This window comes from Pseudomonas laurylsulfativorans (assembly GCF_002906155.1).
Taxonomy (GTDB): domain Bacteria; phylum Pseudomonadota; class Gammaproteobacteria; order Pseudomonadales; family Pseudomonadaceae; genus Aquipseudomonas; species Aquipseudomonas laurylsulfativorans.
Map to the genome: position 1 here is coordinate 59815 of NZ_MUJK01000014.1, position 24827 is coordinate 84641.

Genomic DNA, 24827 nt, shown 5'->3' on the forward strand with positions numbered 1-24827 from the left:
CATCGCTCCTCAGGCTTCGGCTTGGGCTTTGATCAGGCGGTCGTAGGCGTCCTGATCCAGCAGTTGAGCGACAGCCGAGGCGTCGCTTGGCTGGAAGCGGAAGAACCAACCTTCGCCCAGCGGATCTTCGTTGACCAGTTCAGGGCTGCTGTCCAGGGCCGGGTTCACTTCCAGCACTTCGCCATCCAGCGGCATGTACACGCCGCTGGCAGCTTTTACCGACTCCACTGTGGCGGCTTCGGCGCCTTTGTCGTAGGACTGCAGCTCAGGCAGTTGAACGAAAACCACGTCGCCCAGGGCGTTCTGTGCGAAAGCGGTGATGCCGACCGTGACGCTGCCGTCAGCTTCGGTGCGCAGCCATTCGTGATCTTCAGTAAAACGCAACTCGCTCATGGAAACTCCTAAGGGGGCCAGACTCGTCTGGTGGACGCGATTGAATGCTTGGGCGATGCCCTGGTTATGCAGGACTACATAGCAAGAACGCGGCCAACGTTGCTTTTATTGTTATTGATCAATGATTTAGGTGGTTTCGGCAAAGGCTGAAATTCGTTCGCTGTAGCGAAATCGATACGTCATATGCCAGGGATAAAAGCCGAGGTGGATCAAAGCCTTGCACAGCCGTGATCGCAGGGGTGTGTAGCGATATCGTTCCGCTGTAGCGCTTTCAGTACAGGTTGAGGTCGTTTTCAGAGCTGATTCTCGCCCACATTGTAGGAGCCGGCTGCCGGCGATGGCGATTTCAAAGGCCCCATCGCTGGCAAGCCAGCGCCTACAGGTGAGTGTGGTTCAGGCCTTGTTGGGGATGCCGTATTTACGCAACCGGTGGGCAATTGCAGTGTGGGAGGTTTGCAGGCGGGTCGCCAGTTGCCGGGTCGAGGGATAGCTGACGTAGAGTTTTTCCAGGAGGGTTTTCTCGAATTCGTCCATGGCCTGTTCCAGGCTGTCGACGTCATGGTCGCTCTGACGGGCCACCGAGGTGCCGGCGATATCGAGGTCGCCAATGTCCACCAGACTGCTTTCGCAAATCGCCGCGGCACGGAAGATCACGTTCTGCAATTGCCGCACGTTGCCCGGCCAGCGGTTGCCCAGCAGTGCCGGGTAAGTGCCAGGCGCCAGGCGACAGATCGGGCGCTGGATCTGCGCGCAGGCCTGCTGCATGAAGTAGCGGGCGAGCAGCAGAATATCCTGGCCGCGCTCGCGTAGCGGCGGCACTTCAACATTGAGCACGTTGAGGCGATAGAACAGGTCTTCACGGAACAGGCCTTCGCTGACCATTTTTTCCAGGTCGCGGTGGGTCGCGCTGAGGATCCGCACGTTGACCTTGACCTCGCGATCACCGCCCACCCGACGAAAACTGCCGTCGTTGAGGAAACGCAGCAATTTGGCCTGCAAGTACGGCGACATCTCGCCGATTTCATCGAGAAACACCGTGCCCTGGTTGGCCAGTTCCATCAGCCCGGGCTTGCCGCCCCGTTGTGCGCCGGTGAAGGCGCCGGGGGCGTAGCCGAACAGTTCACTTTCGGCGAGGTTCTCCGGCAATGCCGCGCAGTTCAACGCCAGGAATGGTGAGCTGTGCCGGGCGCTGATGGCGTGGCAGGCACGGGCCACCAGTTCTTTGCCGGTGCCGGTTTCACCCTGGATCAGCAGCGGTGCATCAAGGGCCGCCACCCGCTGTGCGCGCGCCTTGAGGGTGCGGATCACCGGGGACTCGCCGAGCAGTGCATCGAAACCTTCAGCGTGATCGTGATGCAACGCGGAGAGGCGTTCGCCGATGCGGTTCGGTTGGTACAGGGTCAGCAGGGCGCCGGCGTCGGTGATCGGTGTGGCGTCGAGCAACAAGGTCTGGCCGTTGACGGTGATTTCCCGCAAAGGCAGGCGAAAGCCGTGTTCGAGCAGGGCGTCGAGCAAGGCCGGGTCGGCAAACAGGTCGGCCACGCTTTCACCGGCCGGTTCGCGGCCGTAAAGGGCGATCAACGCCGGGTTGGCCAGCAGCACCTTGCCGTCGCTGTCCAGTGCCAATACCGGGTCGGTCATGGCGGCAAGCAGCGCGTCGAGCTGCAAGTGCCGGCGCTGGCCGGGCAGGATGTCGACCACCGTCACCGCTTGCACGCCACGCACGCTGAACAGGGCATCGCGCAGTTCCTCGAGGACTTGTGGGCTCAGGGTCGGGGCGTCGATGTAAACATTGGGCGGGACCATTTCCACCGCATCCAGGTTCAGATTGCGCCCGCCGAGCAGGGCCAGGACTTCCTGGGTGATACCGACGCGGTCGATGAAGCTGACGTGGATACGCATGGGGCGGTTTTGGGTTCTGCAGTGCGAAGGGTGGCAAGTATGCCTTGGTGAAGGGGTAGAGGTGAAATCCGCAGTCAGGTACAGCACCTGTAGGAGCCGGCTTGCTGGCGATTCGGACGGTGCGGTATGTCAGTAATACCGCGTTATCGTTCATCGCAGGCAAGCCAGCTCCTACAAGGGATAGGGGTTACTCGAAGTTCTCGAGATCTATCGGGTCGCCGGATTTCATATTCAGTTGCTGGCGGATGTCTTCAAACATCAGGTCGTAATGTTCGTGTGACGAGCCAATGGCGATTTTTTCCTTGGGAATGCCATATTTGTCGGCGATTTTCGTCACATTGCTGGCGAAGTTGTAGGCTTCCACCTTGGGCAGGAAGAAGGGCTCCTTCAGGTCCTTGCCCTGAATGCTGCCATGCATGGTGAACTGAATGCCTTTTTCCCCTGCGGGGTTCTTGCTGACTTCATAGTCGAGGTGAATGTTGTAGCTCACATCATCCTTGTTCAGCGCATGGCGCTCGATGTGTAAGTGACCTGGCTCAAACATTGCCATAAAGGGTTCTCCCTACAAGTAAGTAATGCCCGCTGTCGCCGTGCTGATGCGTGTACCGGCCTTGCCCTGGACGATCGCCTCGATGTCCGCGAGCGAACCGATCACCGCCACTTTTCCAGTATGGCGCGCGAATTCGCAGGCTGCCTGCACCTTCGGTCCCATGGAGCCGGCGGCGAAGCCGAGTTTTTCCATTTCGTCGGGGTGGGCCTGGGCGATGGCTTTCTGCGTGGGTTTGCCAAAGTCGATGAACGCGGCGTTGACGTCGGTGGCGATCACCAGCAGATCGGCTTCGAGCTGTTCGGCCAGCAGCGCCGAGCACAGGTCTTTGTCGATGACCGCTTCGACGCCCTCGAGTTTGCCGGGCGAGGTATACATGGTCGGAATGCCGCCGCCACCGGCGCAGATCACGATGCTGCTTTTTTCCAGCAGCCATTTGATCGGACGGATTTCGAAGATGCGCTTGGGTTTCGGACTGGCGACCACGCGACGGTATTTGTCGCCGTCCGGAGCGATTGCCCAGCCTTTTTCGGCGGCGAGTTTTTCCGCATCAGCCTTGCTGTAGACCGGGCCGATGGGTTTGGTCGGGTTCTTGAACGCCGGGTCATTGGCATCGACTTCGACCTGGGTCAGCAAGGTCGCGAAGGGCACTTCGAAGTCCAGCAGGTTGCCCAGTTCCTGTTCGATGATGTAGCCGATCATGCCTTCGGTTTCGGCGCCGAGCACGTCCAGCGGGTAAGGGGTGACAGAGGTGTAGGCCGCCGCCTGCAATGACAGCAGGCCGACCTGAGGGCCATTGCCGTGGGCGATGACCAGTTGGTTGCCAGGATGGATCTTGGCGATCTGTTCGGTGGCGATCCGGATGTTGGCGCGCTGGTTGTCAGCGGTCATCGGTTCGCCGCGGCGGAGCAGGGCGTTACCGCCAAGAGCTACGACGATGCGCATGGTGCAGTCCTTCTAAAAGAGAAGTCACAAACAACTCGATCCTTTGTGGGAGCGAGCCTGCTCGCGAAGGCGATGTGTCAGTCGACATCAATGCTGAATGTCAAACCGCAATCGCGAGCAGGCTCGCTCCCACATTGACCGGGCTCCGTTCTTTAGAGATCAGCCAACGTCGACACCAGAATCGCCTTGATGGTGTGCATGCGGTTTTCTGCTTGCTCGAAGGCGATGCAGGCCGGCGACTCGAACACGTCATCGGTCACTTCGATGCCGTTGCTCAGGTGCGGGTACTGCTCGGCAATCTGCTTGCCGACTTTGGTATCGCAGTTGTGGAACGCCGGCAGACAGTGCATGAACTTGGTGCGCGGATTGCCGGTGGCTTTCATCAGTTCGGCGTTGACCTGATACGGCAGCAGTTGCTGGATGCGTTCGGCCCAGGCCTCGACCGGCTCGCCCATCGACACCCAGACGTCGGTGTGGATGAAGTCCACGCCCTTGACCGCCGCTTTCGGGTCTTCGGTGAGGGTGATGCGCGCACCGCTTTCTTCACCGTACTGTTTGCAGCGGGCCACCAGATCGTCCGCCGGCCACAAGGCCTTCGGCGCGCAGATGCGCACGTCCATGCCGAGTTTGGCGCCGATCAGCAACAGCGAGTTGCCCATGTTGTTACGGGCATCGCCGAGGTAGGCATAGCTGATTTCGTGGATCGGCTTGTCGGCGTGCTCACGCATGGTCAGCACGTCGGCGATCATTTGCGTCGGGTGGTATTCGTCGGTCAGGCCGTTGAACACCGGTACGCCGGCGAACTTGGCCAGTTCTTCGACGATTTCCTGCTTGAAGCCACGGTACTCAATGGCGTCGTACATGCGCCCGAGCACGCGGGCGGTGTCCTTCATGCTTTCCTTGTGGCCGATCTGCGAGGAGTTCGGGTCGATGTAGGTGACGTTGGCGCCCTGGTCATAGGCGGCTACTTCGAACGCGCAGCGGGTGCGGGTCGAGGTTTTTTCGAAGATCAGCGCGATGTTGTTGCCCTTGAGATGCTGCTGTTCGGTGCCGGTGTACTTGGCACGCTTGAGGTCGCGGGACAGGTCGAGCAGGTAGCGCAATTCGCGAGGGGTGTGGTGTTCCAGGCTCAGCAGATTGCGGTTATGGATATTGAACGCCATTTTGGATCTCCTAAGGTGTCGGTTATCCCCTTGGCCTGAGCATGCTCTTGGGGAGAGGGCTGCGCGGGCCAAGGTTCATAGGTTAGTAGTCAATCGGGTCGCGGATGATCGGGCAGGTCATGCAGTGGCCGCCGCCCCGTCCCCGGCCGAGTTCGCCGGCGCTGATGGTGATGACTTCCACACCGGCCTTGCGCAGCAGGGTGTTGGTGTAGGTATTGCGGTCGTAGCCGATGACCACGCCTGGCTCCACGGCCACCACGTTATTGCCGTCGTCCCATTGCTCGCGTTCGGCGGCGAAGCTGTTGCCGCCGGTTTCCACTACGCGCAACGCCTTGAGGTTCAGGGCCTGGGCCACAGTGTCGAGGAAGGTGGTTTCTTCGCGACGGATGTCGATGCCGCCCGCTTTGCTTTCATCGGGACGCAGGGTGAAGGCGACAATCTGGTTCACCACTTCCGGGAAAATCGTGACGAGGTCGCGATCGCAGAAGCTGAACACTGTGTCCAGGTGCATCGCCGCGCGGGATTTCGGCAGACCGGCAACGATGACTTTCTCGACGGCTTTGTTCTTGAACAGGTTCACCGCCAGTTGCGCAATGGCCTGGCGCGACGAGCGTTCGCCCATGCCGATCAACACCACGCCGTTGCCAATCGGCATCACGTCACCGCCCTCAAGGGTGGAGTTACCGTGGTCTTTGTCCGGGTCGCCGTACCAGATCTGGAAGTCGGCGTTGGTGAACTCGGGGTGGAATTTGTAGATGGCGGTGGTCAGCAGGGTTTCCTGACGGCGCGCCGGCCAGTACATCGGGTTGAGCGTGACGCCACCGTAGATCCAGCAGGTGGTGTCGCGGGTGAACTGGGTGTTGGGCAGCGGCGGCAGGATGAAGCTGGAGTTGCCAAGGAAGTCGCGGAACATCTCGATGACCTTGCCACCGAAACTGGTGGGCAAATCGTCGCCCGAGACACCACCGATCAGGAACTCGGCGATCTTGCGCGGCTCCAGGCTGCGCAGCCACGAGGCGGTTTCGTTGATCAGGCCCAGACCCACCGAGTTGGCGGTGATCTTGCGCTCCAGAATCCAGTCCAGGGCTTCGGGAATGGCAACGATGTCGGTCAGCAGGTTGTGCATTTCCAGCACATCGATGTTGCGCTCGCGCATCTTGGTGACGAAGTCGAAGTGGTCGCGCTTGGCCTGGGCCACCCACAGCACGTCATCGAACAGCAGTTCATCGCAGTTGTTCGGGGTCAGCCGCTGATGGGCCAGGCCTGGGGAGCAAACCATGACTTTGCGCAGTTTGCCGGCTTCGGAATGGACGCCGTACTTAACTTTTTCCTTGGTCATTACAGTGATCCTCCAGATGTAAACAGGGTTATTACAGAGTCAGGAAGCCGTCATAGAGACCGTAGGCCGCCGCCACGGCGCCCACGACCACCGCGGCGAAAATCAGCTTCTCGACGTTGGTGAAAACCGGTTTGTTGATTTCCAGCTTGGCCTTGGCGAACAGGATCACGCCGGGGGCGTAGAGCAGGGCGGACAGCAGCAGGTACTTGATGCCGCCGGCGTACAACAGCCAGATCGCGTAGATCAGGGCCACGGCGCCGATGATCAGATCCTTGCGCCGCTCGCTCGCCGCGCCTTCGTAGCTTTCGCCACGTACCGCCAACAGCAACGCGTAGGCCGCTGACCACAGGTAGGGCACCAGAATCATCGAGGTGGCGAGGTAGATCAGCGACAGGTAGGTACTGGCCGAGAACAGCGTGATGATCAGGAAAACCTGGACCATGGCGTTGGTCAGCCACAGGGCGTTGACCGGTACATGGTTGGCGTTTTCCTTGCGCAAAAACGCCGGCATGGTGTGGTCCTTGGCGGCGGCGAACATGATCTCCGCGCACAGCAGCACCCACGACAGCAATGCCCCCAACAGCGAGATGATCAGGCCGACACTGATCAGCACCGCGCCCCAGTGGCCGACCACATGTTCCAGCACGGCGGCCATCGACGGATTCTGCAGTTTGGCCAGTTCCGGCTGGGTCATGATCCCCAGCGACAGGACGTTGACCAGGACTAAGAACAGCAGCACGGTGACAAAGCCGATCACGGTGGCTTTACCCACATCGCTGCGTTTTTCCGCCCGGGCCGAAAAGATGCTCGCGCCTTCGATACCGATGAACACCCACACGGTGACCAGCATCATTTTGCGTACCTGGTCCATCACGCTGCCCAGGTCCGGGTTCTTGAGGCCCCAGATGTCAGCGGTGAAGATGTCCAGTTTGAAGGCGAACAACGCGATCAACATGAACAACAGCAACGGCACGATCTTGGCGACCGTGGTCACCAGGTTGATGAACGCTGCTTCCTTTATTCCTCGCAGCACGAGGAAATGTACGGCCCAGAGCAACACCGAGGCCCCGATCACGGCAGCGGGGGTATTGCCCTCCCCAAATAGCGGAAAGAAGTAGCCGAGGGTGCTGAACAACAGTACGAAGTACCCCACGTTGCCCAGCCAGGCACTGATCCAGTACCCCCAGGCGGACGAGAAACCCATGTAGTCGCCGAAACCGGCCTTGGCGTAGGCGTAGACCCCACCGTCCAGGTCGGGCTTGCGGTTGGCCAGGGTCTGGAATACGAATGCCAGGGTGAGCATGCCGACGGCGGTGATCGCCCAACCGATCAGAATGGCGCCGACATCGGCACTGGCGGCCATGTTTTGTGGCAAGGAAAAGATCCCGCCACCAATCATCGACCCGACGACTAACGCAACCAGCGCGCCGAGTTTGAGTTTTCCGGGAGCTTCAGACATTGCATGACTCCAATGCAGGAGAAGAGAGGCAACAGATTATTCTGTTGGCTTTCCGATCAGCTGACTTAGATCACTAAATGAAAGCGTTCCCGAGATGTTGGCTGAGTGCCATCACTTATAAATATTCTACCTGTAATGCCTGATCTAGAGGCCTTTGCTGGTTATTCAAGAACTTTTCAGCATTTGTTTCGAATTATGACGCTAGTTGTTATTTCAAAATCTGCAAATTTTATTCATGCATTTTTTGGACAAAATGGATGTATTAAAAAAACGTATAAAACAAATAATTATATCGACGTTTCGATAGCCGTTTTGTGCAAGTAAAAGGTGGCTGTTGGCGTTATCCAATAAACGTTATTACTCTTCAACAGTTTAGTTGACGCCCGATATGTGACGATCTCGCGGCAGTGCCGCCCCCGGAAAATGGAGATGCAATGATGTCGCAATCACCGAACAAGCTTCGCCTGAGCGCATTGATCGCGTTGGTGGTGGGTTCGATGATCGGCGGCGGGATTTTTTCCCTGCCGCAAAACATGGCGGCCAGGGCCGATGCCGGGGCGATTCTGATCGGTTGGGCGATCACCGCCGTCGGCATGCTGACCCTGGCGTTCGTGTTCCAGACCCTGGCCAATCGCAAGCCGGAACTGAACTCCGGCGTGTACGCCTACGCCAAGGCCGGGTTCGGCGACTACATGGGTTTTTCATCCGCCTGGGGGTACTGGATCAGTGCCTGGCTGGGCAACGTCGGATACTTCATTTTGCTTTTTAGTACCCTCGGCTATTTCTTCCCGGTCTTCGGCGAAGGCAACACACCGATTGCCATCGCCTGTGCTTCGGTGCTGCTCTGGACCGTGCATTTTGTGGTGATGCGCGGGATCAAGGAGGCCGCGTTCATCAATCAGGTGACCACAGTCGCCAAGATCGTGCCGCTGATCATGTTCATCGTTATCGCCGCCGTGGCGTTCAAGGCGGACATCTTCACCCTCGATATCTGGGGGCGCAACAACCCGGAATTCGGCAGCGTGATGGATCAGGTTCGGCACATGATGCTGGTCACCGTGTTCGTGTTCATCGGGATCGAAGGCGCCAGTGTCTATTCGGCCCGGGCGGAGAAACGCTCCGACGTGGGCCGGGCGACGGTGATCGGGTTCGTTGGGGTACTGGCGCTGCTGGTGCTGGTGAACGTGCTGTCGCTGGGGATCATGACCCAACCGGAGTTGGCGAAACTGCAGAACCCCTCGTTGGCGGCGGTGCTTGAACACATCGTCGGCCCTTGGGGCGCGTTGCTGATCAGCGTCGGCCTGGCGATCTCCCTGTTGGGTGCCTTGTTGTCCTGGGCGCTGCTGTGCGCCGAAATCCTGTTTGCCACGGCGAAAGACAAGACCATGCCGGCATTCCTGACCAGGGAGAACGCCAACCACGTGCCGGTCAATGCGATGTGGCTGACCAACTCGATGATCCAGTTGTTCCTGCTGATCACGCTGTTTTCCGCCGGCACCTACACCAGCCTGATTTATCTGGCGTCATCGATGATTCTGGTGCCGTACCTGTGGTCGGCGGCCTATGCGGTGTTGTTGTGCGCGCGCGGCGACACTTATCAACAGGCGCCCGTCGAGCGCACCAAGGATCTGTTGATTGGTGGCATCGCCCTGGTCTATGCGGTGTGGTTGCTGTATGCCGGCGGCCTGAAGTATCTGCTGCTGTCGGCGTTGCTGTATGCGCCGGGCGTGATCCTGTTTGCCAAGGCTCGCCATGAGCAGGGCATGCCATTGTTCACGGTTATCGAGAAAGGCATTTTCACCTGTGTCATCGGTGGTGCAGGGTTGGCGGCCTATGGCTTGTACAGCGGCTTGTTGAGCCTGTGAAGCGGTTGCTGGCGTATCAACCACCCTATGACTGGCCGGCGATGCTGGGTTTTTTGTCGGCGCGGGCGATTACCGGGCTGGAAACCGTGGTCGACGGCGTGTATTCGCGCAGCATCGGTTGGAACGGTGCCTGGGGTACGTTCTCGATCCAGCCTGCCAGCCCGGATGCCCTTGAGTTGACCCTGGACTTTCCAGACCCGGCCGCCGTACCTGCAATCGTCGCAAGCGTGCGGCGGATGTTCGATCTGGACGCCGACCTGTCCACGATGCATCGGCACCTGGCAGTTGATCCGCTGCTGGCGCGGCTGATTGCAGAGCGCCCCGGGCTGCGTGTGCCAGGGACGTGGGATGGCCTGGAACTGGCGATCCGCGCGGTGCTGGGGCAGCAGATTACGGTGGTGGCGGCGATCCGATTGGCGGGCAAACTGGTCGCGCAGTACGGCACACCCTTTCATTCCGGGTTACCGGGGTTGACCCATGTGTTTCCCGAGGCCGGCGTTCTGGCGGGTGCAGACCTGGCCGCGTTGGGCATGCCGAAAAGCCGTGGCCGGACGTTGTCGGGCGTGGCTCAGGCGTTGCTCGATGATCCGCGGTTATTCGAGCCCGCTCGGGACGGGGGCGTCGCGCGGTTGTTGGCCTTGCATGGAGTGGGTGACTGGACGGCGCAGTACATCGCGCTGCGGCAGTTGCGGGAGATGGATGGGTTTCCCAATGGTGATGTCGGCCTGATCAATGCGTTGGTGGCGCTGGAGGGCGGGCCGGTGACGGCCAGGCAGCTCTTGGCGCGAGCCGAAACCTGGCGGCCTTATCGAGGGTATGCGGCGCAATTGCTGTGGACTTCGTTGAGTCGGGTGGACTGAGCCGATCCGGAACCTGTATTGACGGTTCAGACGCCATCGCTGGCAAGCCAGCTCCTACATTTGATCGCGGTCGTCCGGGACAACCCGGTCACCTGTAGGAGCTGGCTTGCCAGCGATGACGATCTGACGGTCACCGCCACTGCGCACGATGGGAACCCAATTCCGTTGCCGGTAATGCCCACTGCAACGGCGTCCCGCTTATCTTCAAAGGTGCGTGCAACCGATGCGCAGGCCCCCACGGCGTCTGCTCCACGATCAACCCCTGATCCTGTACATCTTCCGCGCGTAATGCCTCACTCGTCCCCGGCCCCTGCTCGATCAACAACTTCGCCGTACGCGCCAACGACAACCGCGCCGAGCCCCCCGTACCGTCGCTCAACCGCTGCGCCAACAACCTGATCGCACTGGCCGCCATCAAATACCCGGTGGCGTGATCGAGGGCCTGCACCGGCAACGGCACCGGCTTGTCCGCTTGCTTCCAGCGCATGCCCGCTTCGGCAATGCCGCTGCTCATCTGTACCAGGCTGTCGAAACCTCTGCGGTTTTGCCAGGGGCCGCTCCAGCCATAAGCGTTGAGGCAAACATCGATCAGACCGGGGTTCAGTTGCCGCCGCTCATTCGTGCCCAAGCCAAGTCGCTCCAGCGCATCGGCACGATAGCCATGGAGCAGAATGTCGGCGTCCTTGAGCAGGCATTCGAATACGGCGCGGTCGGACTTGTCGTTCAGATCAAGACGCGCGCAACGTTTTCCCAACGTGACTTCCGGTACCACCCCCGGCTCGTTCCAGGTCGGCGGATCGATGCGCAAGACATCGGCACCGAGGCCAGCAAGAAAGCGACTGGCGATGGGGCCGGCCAGCACGCGGGTCAAATCCAGCACTTTGATACCGGCCAGTGGTCGAGCCACTGAACCTGTCCACGCTTTGCTGCCCTGGCCGGGGAGGCTGGCGAGTTGAATCAAGGGGGCGGCATTGACTGCCTGGCCCTGAGGATGGGTCTGCCATTGATCCCAGGTGCGCATCTCGGCGGCACAACCACCGGCATCGACCACTGCCTGTTCCAGCTCGCTTTTCGCCCATTGCGCCACTTTGCCGGCCATCGCTGCGCGGTCGGCACAGGCACCCAGCACGCTTTCGGCCGCAGCACGGTGATGGGGCGCGTTGGTGTGCAGGCGAATCCAGCCATCGCGGGTGGGGTAGTCACCTGCGACCGGATCCCACAGCGGCGGAACGCTCCAGCCTATCGGGCGAATCGAAGTCGCGAACCAGAACGAGGCCAGGCGTCGGTCAACTTCAAGATCGGGCAGGCGTCCGGTTTGTTGGTGCAGCAGTTCGCTGGCGGCCTGGCCGGCGGCAGCGATGCTGGCGCAGGCCAGATCCGTGACGGCAAACGCCGAGGGCAGGGCGCCGCTGGAGGTGAATGGAATCGGGGTGTGAGGCAAACCGAGTGCGGCTTGAATGGGCGTGAGCAAATCAGTCATCGATGGGCCCTCCGGAGCGAGAGCCAGATCTTAGTTCAAAACATGACCGGAGCATGTGAAACCTTGTGGGAGCGAGCCTGCTCGCGAAGGCGATGTGTCAGCCACATTGATGTTGCATGGGCTGCCGTCTTCGCGAGCAGGCTGGCTCCCACAGGGAGGATGAGGCGATTGTTTAAACGCGGAACTGATCCATCAACTTCATCTGGTGGTTGGTCAGGGAGTTGAGCTGGCTGCTGATCTGCGCCGATTCGGTGGCCTGGCCGGTCAGGGTTTCGGTCACGGTGCGGATCGCCGAGACGTTGCGGTTGACCTCTTCGGCCACGGCGCTTTGCTGTTCGGCGGCACTGGCGATTTGCAGGTTCATGTCGCTGATCACGGTGACCGCGTCGCTGATCTTGCTCAAGGCCTGGACCGCCTGCTGGATCTGCCCGGCGTTGCTGTGGGCCTGGGTCTGGCTCGAATGCATGGTGGCGACCACGCCACGGGTGCCGTTCTGGATGCGTTCGATGACCAGGCGAATTTCTTCCACCGAATCCTGGGTCCGTTTGGCCAGGTTGCGCACTTCGTCGGCGACCACCGCAAAGCCGCGACCGCTCTCGCCGGCACGGGCGGCTTCAATCGCCGCGTTGAGGGCCAGCAGGTTGGTTTGTTCGGCGATGCTGCGAATCACCTCCAGTACCGAACCGATTTGCTCGCTGTTGACCGCGAGCGCTTCGACTTCGGTCACGGCCTTGCTCACTTCGTCGGCGAGTTGATTGATGTCGCGGGTGCTGCGCTCGATGATCTGCATGCCGTCGCGGGCCGACTGGTCGGCGCCCTTGGCGGCACTGGCCGCGTTCGAGGCGCTGTTGGCGACATCGTGGGCGGTGGCGCTCATTTCGTTGGATGCGGTGGCAACCTGATCGATTTCGCGGAACTGCACCTGCATGCCTTCGCTGGTTTGACGGGCGATTTCCGAAGACTGGTCAGCCGTGCCACGGGCATCGGTGATGCTTTGCTTGATCTGCGCGATGGTCGGTTGCAGCTTGTCGAGGAAGCGGTTGAACCAGCTCACCAGCTCGCCCAGTTCGTCCTTCTTGTTGTAGTGCAGGCGCTGAGTCAGGTCGCCGTCGCCACTGGCAATCGCCTTGAGCATGTCGGCCACGCTATTGATCGGCCGGGTCACGCCCGACGCGGTGAGCCACATCAGCAGCAGACCGAGTACTCCGGCGATCACCGCCACCGACAGGGCCTTGATCGTGCCGCTTTGCTGGGCATCGTCGAGCACGGCCTGCAGTTTCACCGAATCGGCCAGCAGCACTTGCTTGGGCAGGTCGATCACCACGGCCCAGGCCTTGGCATCGGCGATCGGGCTGACCGGGTACACCGCACGGATCAGGTCACCTTGCTGGAGAATCTTCGGTGCACCACTGCCGAGCAATTGCAGGATGTCCTTGCCATCCGCACCCAGGGTGTCGCCGATGCTCTTGCCGACTTTCGTTGCGTCGACGCTGTAGGCCGCCATCACGCCAGTGCCGGAGACGATCAGCATGTGCCCGGCGCTGTTGAACAGTTCGCGCTGGGAACCGACGGCCGCCGCTTGCAGGGCGTCGAGGGCGATGTCGATGCCAACCACGCCGATGGACTTGCCGTCCACCAGCAGCGGGACGGAAATGGTGGTCATCAGCACTTCCTTGTTGCCGACGGTATCGGCGTACGGGTCGAGCAGGCAGATGCGCTTGCTGTCCCGGGGGCAGGTGTACCAGACGTTGTACGGCGTACCGCTGAGATTCAGGGTGGTTTTGGTCATGTCCTCTTCGACCATGATCGTGTTCAGCGACTCACCCCCGGCGCGGCTCCAGTAGGTGGCGAAACGGCCGATCTCGTTGGACTGGCGGGCGGCGTCGTTGGCGAACTCGCTGTCCTTGCCGTCCAGCCCATTGGGTTCGAACGCCAGCCAGATGCCCAGCACTTTGCTGTTGCGCTCGAAGGCGGTTTTCAGGCTCAGGTTCAATTCTTCACGCAGGGCGCCGGGCTCAAGGGCGCGCTTGGCGGCCATGGTTCGCATGTCCTTGATCTGATCGGCCAGGGCGGTCACCACCGTCAGGGTTTCACCGAACGTCTTCTGCACCCGCACCGCTTGCTCGGCGGCCTTGGCCTGGAGCAGGTCCTGCACACTGGCGGTGAGCATTCTGCTGCTGGAATCGTTGACCAGATCATCGTTCTGATTGGTCTGGTAGATGTTCATGCCCACTATCAAGGCGACTACGCCCAGCAGGCACAGACCGGACAGCAGGACGATTTTCAGGCGAATGGACAGTGAGTCGAACATAGGGCGAGCTCGCGAATGGATGAAGTGTTGGCTGTGGGCCGTTGTGGCTCACTCGCTAAATCCATTTAGCGCCGATCTATGCACATCGGCGTGGCGTTGAGGTTACATGAGGGGCAACCCGACGAACGGTAGTTGTTGAACGTTTGCGCAGAAAAATGTGCCGAAAAGCGCTTTAAAACGAGGAAAAGTCGCGGAATTACTCAGGAGGGTTCTGGCACTGACTCCGGCCGTGACCAGATCCACAGGTTGCCTAGCCCCATCCCGGCCATCGCCAGGTAAATCGGCCAGCCGTGATCGAGCATCACCAGCATCAGGCCGGCACATAACAGCATGCTGACAGTGGCGCTGACTTTTGCCCGGCGCGCAATGATCTTGCCGTTGCGCCAGTTATGGAGGATAGGGCCGAACAGCCGGTGGTTTTCCAGCCAGGCACTCAGACGCGGTGAACTGCGCGTCGCGGCCCAGGCGGCCAGCAGGATGAACTCGGTGGTTGGCAGACCGGGTATGACGATGGCGATCAGGCCGATGCCCAGGCTGACATAGGCGAGCAGTCCGAAGAGGAGGCGGGAGAGTTTTGAAGAAGCGGGCATGGGCTCTGGGGATGCGTATGAAGCTGAATGGAGATCTTACAGATTTACCTGGCCCTTTGTGGGAGCGAGCCTGCTCGCGAAAGCTGAGTATCAGTCGACATAAATGTTGAATGAAAGACCATTTTCGCGAGCAGGCTCGCTCCCATAGGGACCGCGGTGTATCAGGCGACTTCTGGTGCGCTGGCGTAAGCCTGCTCCAGCAACACGGTAAAACGGTTGAACGCGTCGATGGCGCCTTTTTCCACTTCGGCTTCTTCCTGGGCGCTGAGCTCAAGGCCGTCCAGGGTTTTGACGAAGTTCTTCCAGCCTTCCGCGCGGCCACCGGCCGGTTCGCCGAGGTGACGGGCGCCGAAGGTTTCGCTCAGGCCAAGGCCCACGGCGCGCTTGATCAGGAACGCCGCGCCGAGCTTCGAACCTTCCGAAACAAAGATCCAGCCCAGGGCTTGGGCCTTGGTCGGGTTCTTCAGGGCGCCGGCGACAGGTGCCGGCACGTCGGTGTCCAGGTCCGCGAGGTCCGCCCTGGCCGCATCGGCGCGGCAGCGAGCCGGCAGGTCCGGGACGATGGCGGTCAGTTCGGCATCGTTGTACAGCGACACCAGCTCCGACTGGAACAGGTACTGCGCCACCACGAAACGGGCGAAATTGGCCTGGGTCTCAAACGGGGCATGGGCTTTGACCAGGACATCGAGCTTGGTGTGTGGCTCGTTGGTGACCTGGTTCAAACGCTGTGAACGCAGGTTGGGGCGTTGTTCGGTGGCCTGGGTAGTCATGGCATTTCCTTGGAGAAATTAGAGGCGCTTGGTAACGAGACGTACAGGAAGGCGCCTGACAGTAAAAAATCCTCGCTGGGCGGTTTCAATTCACCGCCCGGCGGGATGAACGGGTCAGATATCCCAGATCAGGTTGACCGCGAAGTTGCGACCCGGCTGGGTCAGGCGGTCGAGGTTGGCCGGTTGGGTCACCGAGGCTTCGCCGACACTGTCGTAGCCGCGCACGTCATCCCACAGCCAGTATTTCTTGTCGGTCAAGTTGTAGACGCCGCCGCTGACGGTCACATCGTCTGTCACCTTGTAGAACGCGCTCAGGTCCAGAATGCCGAAGCCTGGGGTCTTGAACTGGGTGCTGGTGCCGTCCGGGGTTTTGAAACTGGTGCTGTCGACGCGATCCTTCTTCTTCACCAGGGTCCAGCTGAGCAAGCCACCGTAGTTGTCCTGGTCGTAGCCAAGGCCGAATACGCCGGTCAGCGGATTGACGCTGTTGAGCGGCTCGCCCGAGTCGTCGTTGCGACCGTAGGCATAGGCCACCGAACCCTGGGTGTAGAGGCCTTGCGGTGCACCGAAGGCGTCAAGGTTCAGACGGCCCTTGACCTCGGCACCCTTGATGGTGGCGTGCTTGATGTTGTTGCTCTGGAAGGTGAGCTCGGTGTAGCCCGGCGTGATGGCGTTCTCGTTAATGAAGTCGCGGTATTTGTTGTAGAACACGGCGACGTCAAACGAGCCCTGCTCGAAGTTGCCGCGCAAACCCGTCTCGTAGCTTTTGCTCTTTTCCGGTTCGAGGTCCGGATTAGGGGCGACCTTATAGCCGCCAGAGAGGTTTTCGAAACGACCGTACAAAGCCTTGGCGGACGGGGTGCGGAAGCCTTCGGCGTATTTGCCGTACCAGGTGTAATAGTCGTTGAAGCTGTAGGTAGTGCCAAAATTCGGCGACAGGCGATGCCAGGTCTTGGTCTCGTCACTCACCGTGCCGTTGCCGCTCTGGTCGGCGGTGGCCAGGAACTCTTCGGTGATGTGCGGCTTGAGCTCGGTGTAGTCGTAGCGTGCACCCGGCAGGAAGGTCCAGTTGCCCCAGCTGATCTGATCCTGGGCGAACAGGCTGTAGCTGTTGATGGTCGGGTCCGGGAAGTCACTGGCGGGTGTCAGCGTGTCGTTGGCGCTAGGGGCACCAATGACCCGGCAGGCACCGGCCACGGTCAGGCAAGTGCCGGTACCGGTACGCAGGCCGGTGATTTTGTCCTGCTTGATGGTGGTGCCATAGGTGACGAGGTGTTCGGTGTCGGCGATGGCAAACGACTTGTCAGCCTGGGCATCGAATACCCATTGGCGGTCCTTGTAGGTGGTATCGCGGTTACGCAGCACGGTTCGTGACGGCGGCGCGTAGATTTCCTCGGTGCTCTGGTCGGTCTTGGCGATCTGGTAGTTCAGTGTCCACTTGATGTTGTCGGCTAGGGCGCTGTCCAGACCGAAGCTGTGTTCCAGGCCAAAGCGTTCGCGGGTGATCGTGTCGTTACCGGTACGGGACTTGTAGTAGCCAAAACCGCGTCCTGCATTGAACGGGCCGCCCACGGCGCTCAATTGATTGGTGTCGCGGTCGTCCTTGTAATGCTCATAGGTCAGGCCCAGGCGCGCGTCGTCGGCGTAATCCCAGCCCAGTTTGGCCAGCACGCTGGTGGTGCGAGCGTCTTGGGGATTGGCTTCAGTACGGTTCAGGCCAGTGCCACCGGTTTCTCCGTAGGATTCTGTTTCATGACCGTTGCGTTGACTGAGATGCAGCAGGCCATCGAACTCACCGGTGCGACCGGCGACGGTGCCGGACGTCAGCCAACTTTCGTCGGCGGAGCTGTAGCCGGTTTTCAGGCGCGCACCGACATCCTTGCCCGGTTTGATGATGTCGTCCGGGTCCAGCGTGTAGTAGCTGACGGCGCCGCCAATGGCATTGCTGCCGTACAAAACAGAGGCCGGGCCGCGGAGGATTTCCACACGCTTGACGATTTCCGGGTCGACATAGTTGCGGTTGGTCTGGGCATAGGGGCCGTTGAAGAAGCCGTCAGGTACCTGCACGCCATCGACCTGGGTCAGCACGCGGTCGCCATCGATGCCGCGAATGTTGTAGCCGGTGATACCGGCCCGCTGGCCTGCGCCGCCGACCGAAACACCGGGTTCGTAGCGCACCAGTTCCTTGATGGTATTGACGTTGTTGCGGTCCAGATCTTCGCGGGTGTAGACAGAGACCGTGCTCGGCACGCTATTCACAGACTGTTCGTTACGGGTGGCGCTGATGGTCACCTGATCCAGATTCAGGGCACTGCTACCGCTACGCTTTTCCAGCACGATGCTGTTGTTGCCCAGTTTGCGATAGCTCAGGTTGGTCCCCACCAACAGGCGCTCCAGGGCTTTCTCCGGCGACAGGGAACCGCGTACGCCCGGCGAGGCCACACCTTGTGCCAGCTCCGACGACACACCGACCTGCCAGCCCGTCACGGCGGTAAAGGCATTGAGTGCCGACACCAGTGACTGCTGGGGAATGGCGAACGAGTAGTCGCCCATTTTGCGGGTCGACTGCTCGGCGGCGGTGGCGGCCATCAGCGGTGCGGTGCCGGCCATCAGGATGGCAGCGGTCAATAGCGACAGCACGCGGGAAGGTGAAGGGGCTTGGCGGGTAAGGCGAGAGGACATCGATAGCGCTCCGTGTCGCACGAATCTTTATAGGTGCTGATTGGCATCATGAGATGCGAATCAATTGCATTGGCTATAACGAGACGTACGGGATTTGCCTATCGAGTAAAAATAATTCTCATTCAGTTCAGGATGACCAGCGCCGGGAATTCCTGGAGCCGGGCCGAGGTGATGTGGGCCAGGGAACGGATCACGTCCAGCGGCTGATCGAGGCGATAGTTGCCGGTCACGGCGACATCGGCCAGTTGTTCGTTGTTGTTGATGATCCAGCCCGGGTAGTAGCGGCGGAGTTCTGACAGGACCTGGTTCAACGGGCAGTTTTCAAACACCAGTCGCCCCTGAACCCATGCCAGATCGGTGGCGGCATCCAGCTTGGCCGGGCGGTCGAAGCCGTTGGGGCCGATGCGGATACTTTCCCCGGCGGACAAGCGCACTCGGGCATCGTCACGGGTGGCGCGCAAGTCGACATCCCCACGCTGTACCCGCACCTGTGCCACGCCGTCGAGGTAACGCACGGCAAACGCGGTATCGCGAACGCTGGCCGTGACCGGGCCGGCATCGATTTCCAGAGGCTGGCTGCGATTGGCCTGTACTTCGAAAAACGCTTCACCCTGATACAGGCGGGCAACACGTTGTTGATCATTGATGGTGCTGGAGAACGCCGAATTGGTATTGAGCAGGACTTTGGAGCCGTCCTCCAGTTGCAGGCGCTGGCGCTCGCCGACCACGGTCAGGTGATCGGCCTGCAGGCGCATCGGCAGATTGCTGAAACTGAACAGGCCGAGCAACAGCACGGCGGCGGTGGCCAGCGGTTTCCAGTGCGGACGCAGGCGGCCTAGCACAGAGACTTTCGCGGGACGGGCAGCCAGGCTTTGCGCGCATTGCGCTACCTGCGGGCCGTCCCAAATCGCCTGGGCCTTGGCGAAGGCCTGGGCATTGAGCGGGTCGGCATCGAGCCAGGCATGGAACTGGCGGGTCTGCTCCTCGTCGGGACTGCCGAGCACTATCAGCCAGTCCAGGGCCTGGTCCATCGCGCTAGCGGGGTCCTGCGCCGATGAAGGCTCAGGGGAGCGGTGGTTGTCCGTCACGGTGTTTCCTCGGCAGTGTCTGTGCACGGCTGTTTTTTTAGTGAAGCGTAAAAAGTGTGCCAAGGGTAGCAAAGCCCGATGACCAGCGCAGTCGGTCAGGGTAAGCGCAAGATCCTGATGCTCAATTGGCGTTCAGGCGATCAGCAACCCCGATGCAGATCGACATGATCAATTTGAGTTCTTTCTGCACGGTACTGAGGGACACGTTCAGCTCGTCGGCGATTTCCTGGTAGCTGTGCCCGTGCAGGCGGCTGAGGATGAAAATCCGCTGTTGGCGGGCGCTGAGTTCACTGAGGCTCACGTTCAGGCGCTCCAGCAATTGTTCGGCATGGGCGGCGTCTTCGGCACTGCTGGTGGGGGCGGCGACGCTGTGCACCACCTCCTGCGGCACGTCGTCGACCATGGTGCGCGAATGGATGCGTCGCGCGCGCAGATGGTCCAGCGCCAGGTTGCGCGCCGTCTGGAAAACAAAGGGCTCAAGATGATCGATGGCCCGTTCACTCAACGCACGGGTCACTCGCAGGTAGGTTTCCTGCAAGAGGTCTTCGGCGGTGCTGTGATTGTTGACCATCCGTTCCAGCGTGCGCAGCAGGGAGGTGCGCTGGGTGAGGAAAACGTGGTTGAAGCGCGACTGACTCACGGGAGGACCTGATCCATTTCTAGCGAATGATAATGCTTATCATCCACACGAATGGTCAAGTACTGATTTGTGAAGCTTTAGCCGCGACCCTGTAGATAGCTCGCGTAATCGGGAATCCGATGGGAATGCGCCTGATCTATCAACGGGCTGCTGAGCAGGTAGTCGGCGCTGCATTCGTTGCAGGCCACCGGAATGTTCCAGACGGCCGCGACCCGCAGCAACGCCTTGATGTCCGGGTCGTGTGGCTGCGGTTCGAACGGGTCCCAGAAGAACACCAGCATGTCGACCCGCTGCTCGGCGATTTGCGCACCGAGCTGTTGGTCTCCGCCCAGCGGACCACTGATCATGCTCTCCACGGGCAGGTCGAGGCGTTGTTGCAACAACAGCCCCGTGGTGCCCGTGGCGACCAGATCATGCTGGGCCAATTTGTCTTTTTGCCGTTCGGCCCAGTCCAGCAAGAACACCTTGCAGTGGTCATGGGCAACCAGGGCGATACGCTTGCGCGCCGCCAGGGTCTTTTGCGTAAAGCTGATGCCGATCATGGGTTGTTGCTCCAGAAATGACACGCACCCTGTAGGAGCGAGCTTGCTCGCGATGGTCGTTAACGATGACAAGGGTCGCCTGAATGAGCGCGGTGCCCTTACATCCATCGCGAGCAAGCTCGCTCCTACAAGACCGGGGGGGCGTGCTGCTTATTCAGCGTTGCACAGTGCCAGGCAGTTATCGAGCATGCGGTTGGAGAAGCCCCACTCGTTGTCATACCAGGCCAGCACCTTGAGCAGCTTGCCGCTGGATTTGGTGTGGTTGGCGTCGAAGATCGACGACAGCGGGTTGTGGTTGAAGTCACTGGAGACCAGCGGCAGGGTGTTGTACCCAAGGATCTTCGAGTGCTGGCTGGCTTCTTTCATCAGCGCATTGACGTCCTCTACGCTGGCTTCTTTTTTCAGCTGAACGGTCAGGTCCACCAGCGACACGTTGATCACCGGGACGCGCACCGCCATGCCGGTCAGTTTGCCCGCCAGTTCCGGCAGCACCAGGCCGACGGCTTCGGCGGCGCCGGTCTTGCTCGGGATCATGTTCTGGGTGGCCGAGCGGGCGCGGTACGGGTCGGTGTGGTAGACGTCGGTCAGGTTCTGGTCGTTGGTGTAGGCGTGAATGGTGGTCATCAGACCGCTTTCGATGCCCAGCTCGCGGTGCAGCACCTGGGCCACCGGGGCCAGGCAGTTGGTGGTGCACGACGCATTGGAAATAATCTGGTGCGATTGGCGCAGAATGTCGTGGTTCACCCCATAAACCACGGTGGCGTCGGCGCCTTTGGCGGGGGCCGAGATGATCACTTTGCGCGCACCGGCCGTAATATGCGCGGCGGCTTTGGCCCGGTCGGTGAACAGACCGGTGCATTCGAACACCACATCAATCTTTTCCGCAGCCCAGGGCAGGTCGGCCGGATTGCGAATGGCGCTGACCGAAATGCGGTCGCCATTGACCGTCAGGCTCTCCTGGTCGTGCTGGACATCGGCATCGAACGTGCCGTGAACGGTGTCGTACTTGAGCAAGTGAGCGTTCATAGCACTGTCGCCCAGGTCGTTGATGGCGACGATCTGCAGATCCTGACGGTAGCCCTGGGTATAGAGTGCACGCAGAACATTACGGCCGATGCGGCCAAAGCCATTGATTGCGATTCGAAGAGTCATATGTCTGCGCTACCGTCGTTTTGTTGTTGGAATTACAAGATTATTCGCAAAAAAATAGAAAACAAGCCTTTTTGATGGCAATATTTTGTTCAATCTACAACGAGTGACCTGAATCAACTGGTCCAACCGATCAAGAAAACCGTCTGTCATCCCATCGACACCGGCCTTTGATCAGCATAGACAATCAGGTCGCCACATCCGTTAGCCTGGAGTTCTACACATGCATCCCCGCGTCCTTGAGGTCACCGAACGGCTTATCGCCCGCAGCCGCGCCACGCGTGAGGCTTACCTTGCATTGATTCGCGGTGCGGCCAGCGACGGTCCGATGCGCGGCCAGCTGCAATGCGCCAACTTCGCCCATGGCGTGGCCGGTTGCGGCAGCGACGACAAGCACAGTCTGCGGATGATGAACTCCGCCAACATCGCGATAGTTTCGTCATATAACGACATGCTCTCGGCGCACCAGCCGTATGAAGTCTTTCCCGAATTGATCAAAAAGGCCCTGCGCGAGATCGGCTCCGTCGGTCAGTTCGCCGGTGGCACCCCGGCCATGTGCGATGGCGTGACCCAGGGCGAGCCGGGCATGGAACTGAGCCTGCCGAGCCGCGAAGTGATCGCGTTGTCCACCGCCGTGGCGCTGTCCCACAACATGTTCGACGGCGCGCTACTGCTCGGCATCTGCGACAAGATCGTGCCGGGCCTGATGATGGGCGCGCTGCGTTTCGGCCATCTGCCGATGATCTTCGTGCCGGGCGGGCCGATGGTGTCGGGCATTTCCAACAAGCAGAAAGCCGACGTGCGCCAGAAGTACGCCGAAGGCAAGGCGACCCGCGAGGAGCTGCTGGAGTCGGAAATGAAGTCCTACCACAGCCCTGGCACCTGCACTTTCTACGGCACCGCCAACACCAACCAGTTGCTGATGGAAGTCATGGGCCTGCACTTGCCGGGCGCGTCCTTCGTCAACCCGAACACACCGTTGCGCGATGCCCTGACTCGCGAAGCCGCGCACCAGGTCACGCGCCTGACCAAGCAGAACGGCGACTTTATGCCGATCGGCGAAATCGTCGACGAGCGTTCGCTGGTCAACTCGATTGTCGCGCTGCACGCCACCGGCGGCTCGACCAACCACACCTTGCACATGCCGGCCATCGCCATGGCGGCGGGCATTCAATTGACCTGGCAGGACATGGCCGACCTCTCCGAAGTCGTGCCGACCCTGAGTCACGTCTACCCGAACGGCAAAGCCGACATCAACCACTTCCAGGCGGCGGGCGGCATGTCGTTCTTGATCCGCGAACTGCTGGACGCCGGGTTGCTCCACGAAAACGTCAACACCGTGATGGGCCACGGCCTGAGTCGCTACACCCAGGAACCGTTCCTCGACAATGGCCAACTGGTGTGGCGTGAAGGCGTGACCGACAGCCTCGATGAAAGCATCCTGCGTCCTGTCGCCCGTGCATTCTCGCCGGAAGGTGGCCTGCGGGTGATGGAAGGCAACCTCGGTCGCGGCGTGATGAAAGTCTCCGCCGTCGCCGTGGAAAACCAGATCGTCGAAGCACCGGCCATGGTGTTCCAGGATCAGCAGGACCTGGCCGATGCGTTCAAGGCCGGTTTGCTGGAGAAGGATTTTGTCGCGGTGATGCGCTTCCAGGGCCCGCGCTCCAACGGCATGCCGGAACTGCACAAGATGACGCCGTTCCTCGGCGTGTTGCAGGATCGCGGCTTCAAAGTGGCGCTGGTAACCGACGGGCGCATGTCCGGCGCGTCGGGGAAAATCCCGGCGGCCATCCACGTCAGCCCCGAAGCTTATGTCGGCGGCGCTTTGGCGCGGGTGCAAGAGGGCGATATCATCCGCGTCGATGGCGTCAAAGGCACCCTGGAACTTAAGGTGGACGCCGAAGAATTCGCAGCGCGCACGCCGGCCAAGGGCCTGTTGGGTAACAACATCGGCACCGGTCGCGAACTGTTTGGTTTCATGCGCATGGCCTTCAGCTCGGCGGAGCAGGGCGCCAGCGCCTTCACTTCTGCCCTGGAGACGCTTAATTGAAACTGGCCTTGGTCGGTGACATCGGTGGGACCAACGCACGTTTCGCGTTGTGGAAAAACCAGCAACTGGAATCGGTCCAGGTGCTGGCGACAGCAGATTTCCCCAGCCCGGAAGAGGCAATCAGCCTCTACCTGAGCGGCCTGGGGCTGGCGCCTGGCTCGATCGGTTCGGTGTGCCTGTCGGTGGCAGGTCCCGTGAGCGGCGATGAATTCAAGTTCACCAACAATCACTGGCGCCTGAGCCGCAAGGGCTTTTGCCAGACCTTGCAGGTCGAGCAATTGTTACTGGTCAACGACTTCTCGGCCATGGCCCTGGGCATGACCCGTTTGCAGCCTGGCGAATATCGCGTGGTTTGCGAAGGCACGCCGGAGCCGTTGCGCCCGGCGGTGGTGATTGGCCCGGGTACGGGGCTGGGCGTCGGCACCTTGCTCGATTTGGGCGAAGGCCGATTCGCCGCGTTGCCGGGGGAGGGCGGCCATGTCGACCTGCCACTGAGCAGCCCGCGTGAAACCCAACTCTGGCAGCACATTTCCAACGAGATCGGCCACGTCAGCGCTGAAACCGCGTTGAGCGGCGGCGGCTTGCCCCGCGTCTACCGGGCAATCTGCGCGGTGGATGGGCACACGCCGGTGCTCGACACACCGGAAGCCATCACCGCTGCCGGGCTGGCGGGTGACCCGATTGCCGTGGAAGTGCTGGAGCAGTTCTGCTGCTGGCTCGGTCGAGTGGCCGGCAACAACGTGCTGACCACCGGCGGGCGTGGTGGCGTGTACATCGTTGGCGGGGTGATTCCGCGCTTTGCCGATTTTTTCCTCGAAAGCGGTTTCGCCCGTTGCTTCGCCGACAAGGGTTGCATGAGCGATTACTTCAAGGGGATTCCGGTGTGGCTGGTGACGGCGCCGTTTTCGGGGTTGATGGGGGCGGGTGTGGCGCTGGAGCAATCAATCTCAACTTGAAACCCGATTACCTGTAGGAGCGAGCCTGCTCGCGATGGACGTCAACGATAACGCGTGCTTTCTGAATGTACGCGGTGCCTTCAAGTCCATCGCGAG

The 24827-nt window shown here is 60.7% G+C and carries 20 protein-coding genes and 1 pseudogene; 4 read left to right on the forward strand and 17 right to left on the reverse strand.

The window, feature by feature from the left end; genetic code table 11:
* Positions 1–9: 9 nt before the first annotated feature.
* From gcvH to arcD (B0D71_RS27640), 7 genes are all read right to left on the reverse strand, one after another.
* Positions 10–393: a glycine cleavage system protein GcvH gene (gcvH, locus tag B0D71_RS27610; RefSeq protein WP_008047373.1), complete on the reverse strand. Its 384-nt coding sequence runs from the start codon at positions 391–393 to the stop codon at positions 10–12.
* A gap of 393 nt (positions 394–786) precedes the next feature.
* On the reverse strand, positions 787–2295 hold the full coding sequence (locus B0D71_RS27615; protein ID WP_103397528.1) for a sigma-54-dependent transcriptional regulator: 1509 nt from the start codon (positions 2293–2295) through the stop codon (positions 787–789).
* 187 nt (positions 2296–2482) lie between these two features.
* A complete protein-coding gene (locus tag B0D71_RS27620) occupies positions 2483–2845 on the reverse strand; it encodes a DUF5064 family protein (protein WP_103397529.1) in 363 nt (120 codons plus the stop codon).
* Between the two features lie 12 nt (positions 2846–2857).
* Positions 2858–3787 carry a carbamate kinase gene (gene arcC / locus B0D71_RS27625; RefSeq protein WP_103397530.1) on the reverse strand — a complete coding sequence of 310 codons (930 nt, stop codon included), beginning with the start codon at positions 3785–3787 and terminating at the stop codon, positions 2858–2860.
* 152 nt (positions 3788–3939) lie between these two features.
* Positions 3940–4950 (reverse strand): ornithine carbamoyltransferase, encoded by a 1011-nt coding sequence (locus B0D71_RS27630; protein ID WP_007974406.1) that lies wholly within the window; start codon positions 4948–4950, stop codon positions 3940–3942.
* Positions 4951–5032: 82 nt separating this feature from the next.
* Positions 5033–6289 carry an arginine deiminase gene (gene arcA / locus B0D71_RS27635; RefSeq protein WP_103397531.1) on the reverse strand — a complete coding sequence of 419 codons (1257 nt, stop codon included), beginning with the start codon at positions 6287–6289 and terminating at the stop codon, positions 5033–5035.
* 31 nt (positions 6290–6320) lie between these two features.
* A complete protein-coding gene (gene arcD, locus B0D71_RS27640) occupies positions 6321–7748 on the reverse strand; it encodes an arginine-ornithine antiporter (protein WP_103397532.1) in 1428 nt (475 codons plus the stop codon).
* A gap of 437 nt (positions 7749–8185) precedes the next feature.
* On the opposite strand from arcD (B0D71_RS27640), the gene arcD (B0D71_RS27645) reads away from it, so the two are divergent.
* Complete coding sequence (arcD, locus tag B0D71_RS27645) at positions 8186–9613, forward strand: arginine-ornithine antiporter (protein WP_103397591.1); 1428 nt, start codon at positions 8186–8188, stop codon at positions 9611–9613.
* Complete coding sequence (locus B0D71_RS27650; RefSeq protein ID WP_103397533.1) at positions 9610–10473, forward strand: DNA-3-methyladenine glycosylase family protein; 864 nt, start codon at positions 9610–9612, stop codon at positions 10471–10473. Before arcD (B0D71_RS27645) ends, B0D71_RS27650 begins: the two co-directional genes overlap by 4 nt.
* A gap of 130 nt (positions 10474–10603) precedes the next feature.
* Here B0D71_RS27650 and B0D71_RS27655 read toward each other — a convergent pair whose 3' ends face one another.
* The 10 genes and pseudogenes from B0D71_RS27655 to gap all read right to left on the reverse strand — a co-directional run bounded on the left by B0D71_RS27655 (position 10604) and on the right by gap (position 21728).
* The gene (locus B0D71_RS27655; RefSeq protein ID WP_103397534.1) at positions 10604–11953 is read right to left on the reverse strand and encodes a CoA transferase; all 1350 of its coding nucleotides are present in this window, start codon (positions 11951–11953) and stop codon (positions 10604–10606) included.
* Between the two features lie 172 nt (positions 11954–12125).
* The gene (locus tag B0D71_RS32505) at positions 12126–12881 is read right to left on the reverse strand and encodes a methyl-accepting chemotaxis protein (protein ID WP_420825153.1); all 756 of its coding nucleotides are present in this window, start codon (positions 12879–12881) and stop codon (positions 12126–12128) included.
* Positions 12882–12983: 102 nt separating this feature from the next.
* Positions 12984–14264, reverse strand: a pseudogene (locus B0D71_RS32510) (methyl-accepting chemotaxis protein); the annotation flags it as partial.
* 200 nt (positions 14265–14464) lie between these two features.
* Positions 14465–14854, reverse strand: coding sequence for a YbaN family protein (locus B0D71_RS27665; RefSeq protein ID WP_103397536.1), 390 nt, complete (start codon positions 14852–14854; stop codon positions 14465–14467).
* Between the two features lie 161 nt (positions 14855–15015).
* Positions 15016–15624: a biliverdin-producing heme oxygenase gene (locus B0D71_RS27670; protein ID WP_103397537.1), complete on the reverse strand. Its 609-nt coding sequence runs from the start codon at positions 15622–15624 to the stop codon at positions 15016–15018.
* A 114-nt stretch (positions 15625–15738) separates the two neighbouring features.
* Positions 15739–18306, reverse strand: a complete 2568-nt coding sequence (locus B0D71_RS27675) for a TonB-dependent receptor (RefSeq protein ID WP_103397538.1) — start codon at positions 18304–18306, stop codon at positions 15739–15741.
* Between the two features lie 122 nt (positions 18307–18428).
* Positions 18429–19394 carry a FecR family protein gene (locus B0D71_RS27680; protein ID WP_103397539.1) on the reverse strand — a complete coding sequence of 322 codons (966 nt, stop codon included), beginning with the start codon at positions 19392–19394 and terminating at the stop codon, positions 18429–18431.
* Positions 19395–19515: 121 nt separating this feature from the next.
* Positions 19516–20034 carry an RNA polymerase sigma factor gene (locus B0D71_RS27685; protein WP_103397540.1) on the reverse strand — a complete coding sequence of 173 codons (519 nt, stop codon included), beginning with the start codon at positions 20032–20034 and terminating at the stop codon, positions 19516–19518.
* Between the two features lie 77 nt (positions 20035–20111).
* On the reverse strand, positions 20112–20576 hold the full coding sequence (locus B0D71_RS27690; protein WP_103397541.1) for a methylglyoxal synthase: 465 nt from the start codon (positions 20574–20576) through the stop codon (positions 20112–20114).
* A gap of 150 nt (positions 20577–20726) precedes the next feature.
* Positions 20727–21728 carry a type I glyceraldehyde-3-phosphate dehydrogenase gene (gene gap / locus B0D71_RS27695; RefSeq protein WP_103397542.1) on the reverse strand — a complete coding sequence of 334 codons (1002 nt, stop codon included), beginning with the start codon at positions 21726–21728 and terminating at the stop codon, positions 20727–20729.
* A gap of 220 nt (positions 21729–21948) precedes the next feature.
* On the opposite strand from gap, the gene edd reads away from it, so the two are divergent.
* Positions 21949–23775 carry a phosphogluconate dehydratase gene (edd, locus tag B0D71_RS27700; protein ID WP_103397543.1) on the forward strand — a complete coding sequence of 609 codons (1827 nt, stop codon included), beginning with the start codon at positions 21949–21951 and terminating at the stop codon, positions 23773–23775.
* Positions 23772–24731, forward strand: coding sequence for a glucokinase (locus B0D71_RS27705; protein ID WP_103397544.1), 960 nt, complete (start codon positions 23772–23774; stop codon positions 24729–24731). Before edd ends, B0D71_RS27705 begins: the two co-directional genes overlap by 4 nt.
* Positions 24732–24827: the final 96 nt, after the last annotated feature.

Bases quoted from the DNA above. Each gene is read 5' to 3' on its own strand.
- B0D71_RS27630 (WP_007974406.1), bottom strand. From the start codon at position 4,950: ATGGCGTTCAATATCCATAACCGCAATCTGCTGAGCCTGGAACACCAC.
- B0D71_RS27615 (WP_103397528.1), bottom strand. From the start codon at position 2,295: ATGCGTATCCACGTCAGCTTCATCGACCGCGTCGGTATCACCCAGGAA.
- B0D71_RS27620 (WP_103397529.1), bottom strand. From the start codon at position 2,845: ATGGCAATGTTTGAGCCAGGTCACTTACACATCGAGCGCCATGCGCTG.
- arcD (WP_103397532.1), bottom strand. From the start codon at position 7,748: ATGTCTGAAGCTCCCGGAAAACTCAAACTCGGCGCGCTGGTTGCGTTA.
- B0D71_RS27675 (WP_103397538.1), bottom strand. From the start codon at position 18,306: ATGTCCTCTCGCCTTACCCGCCAAGCCCCTTCACCTTCCCGCGTGCTG.
- arcD (WP_103397591.1), top strand. From the start codon at position 8,186: ATGTCGCAATCACCGAACAAGCTTCGCCTGAGCGCATTGATCGCGTTG.
- B0D71_RS27655 (WP_103397534.1), bottom strand. From the start codon at position 11,953: ATGACTGATTTGCTCACGCCCATTCAAGCCGCACTCGGTTTGCCTCAC.
- gcvH (WP_008047373.1), bottom strand. From the start codon at position 393: ATGAGCGAGTTGCGTTTTACTGAAGATCACGAATGGCTGCGCACCGAA.
- gap (WP_103397542.1), bottom strand. From the start codon at position 21,728: ATGACTCTTCGAATCGCAATCAATGGCTTTGGCCGCATCGGCCGTAAT.
- B0D71_RS27670 (WP_103397537.1), bottom strand. From the start codon at position 15,624: ATGACTACCCAGGCCACCGAACAACGCCCCAACCTGCGTTCACAGCGT.
- arcC (WP_103397530.1), bottom strand. From the start codon at position 3,787: ATGCGCATCGTCGTAGCTCTTGGCGGTAACGCCCTGCTCCGCCGCGGC.
- B0D71_RS27665 (WP_103397536.1), bottom strand. From the start codon at position 14,854: ATGCCCGCTTCTTCAAAACTCTCCCGCCTCCTCTTCGGACTGCTCGCC.
- B0D71_RS27690 (WP_103397541.1), bottom strand. From the start codon at position 20,576: ATGATCGGCATCAGCTTTACGCAAAAGACCCTGGCGGCGCGCAAGCGT.
- B0D71_RS32505 (WP_420825153.1), bottom strand. From the start codon at position 12,881: ATGCAGGTGCAGTTCCGCGAAATCGATCAGGTTGCCACCGCATCCAAC.
- edd (WP_103397543.1), top strand. From the start codon at position 21,949: ATGCATCCCCGCGTCCTTGAGGTCACCGAACGGCTTATCGCCCGCAGC.
- arcA (WP_103397531.1), bottom strand. From the start codon at position 6,289: ATGACCAAGGAAAAAGTTAAGTACGGCGTCCATTCCGAAGCCGGCAAA.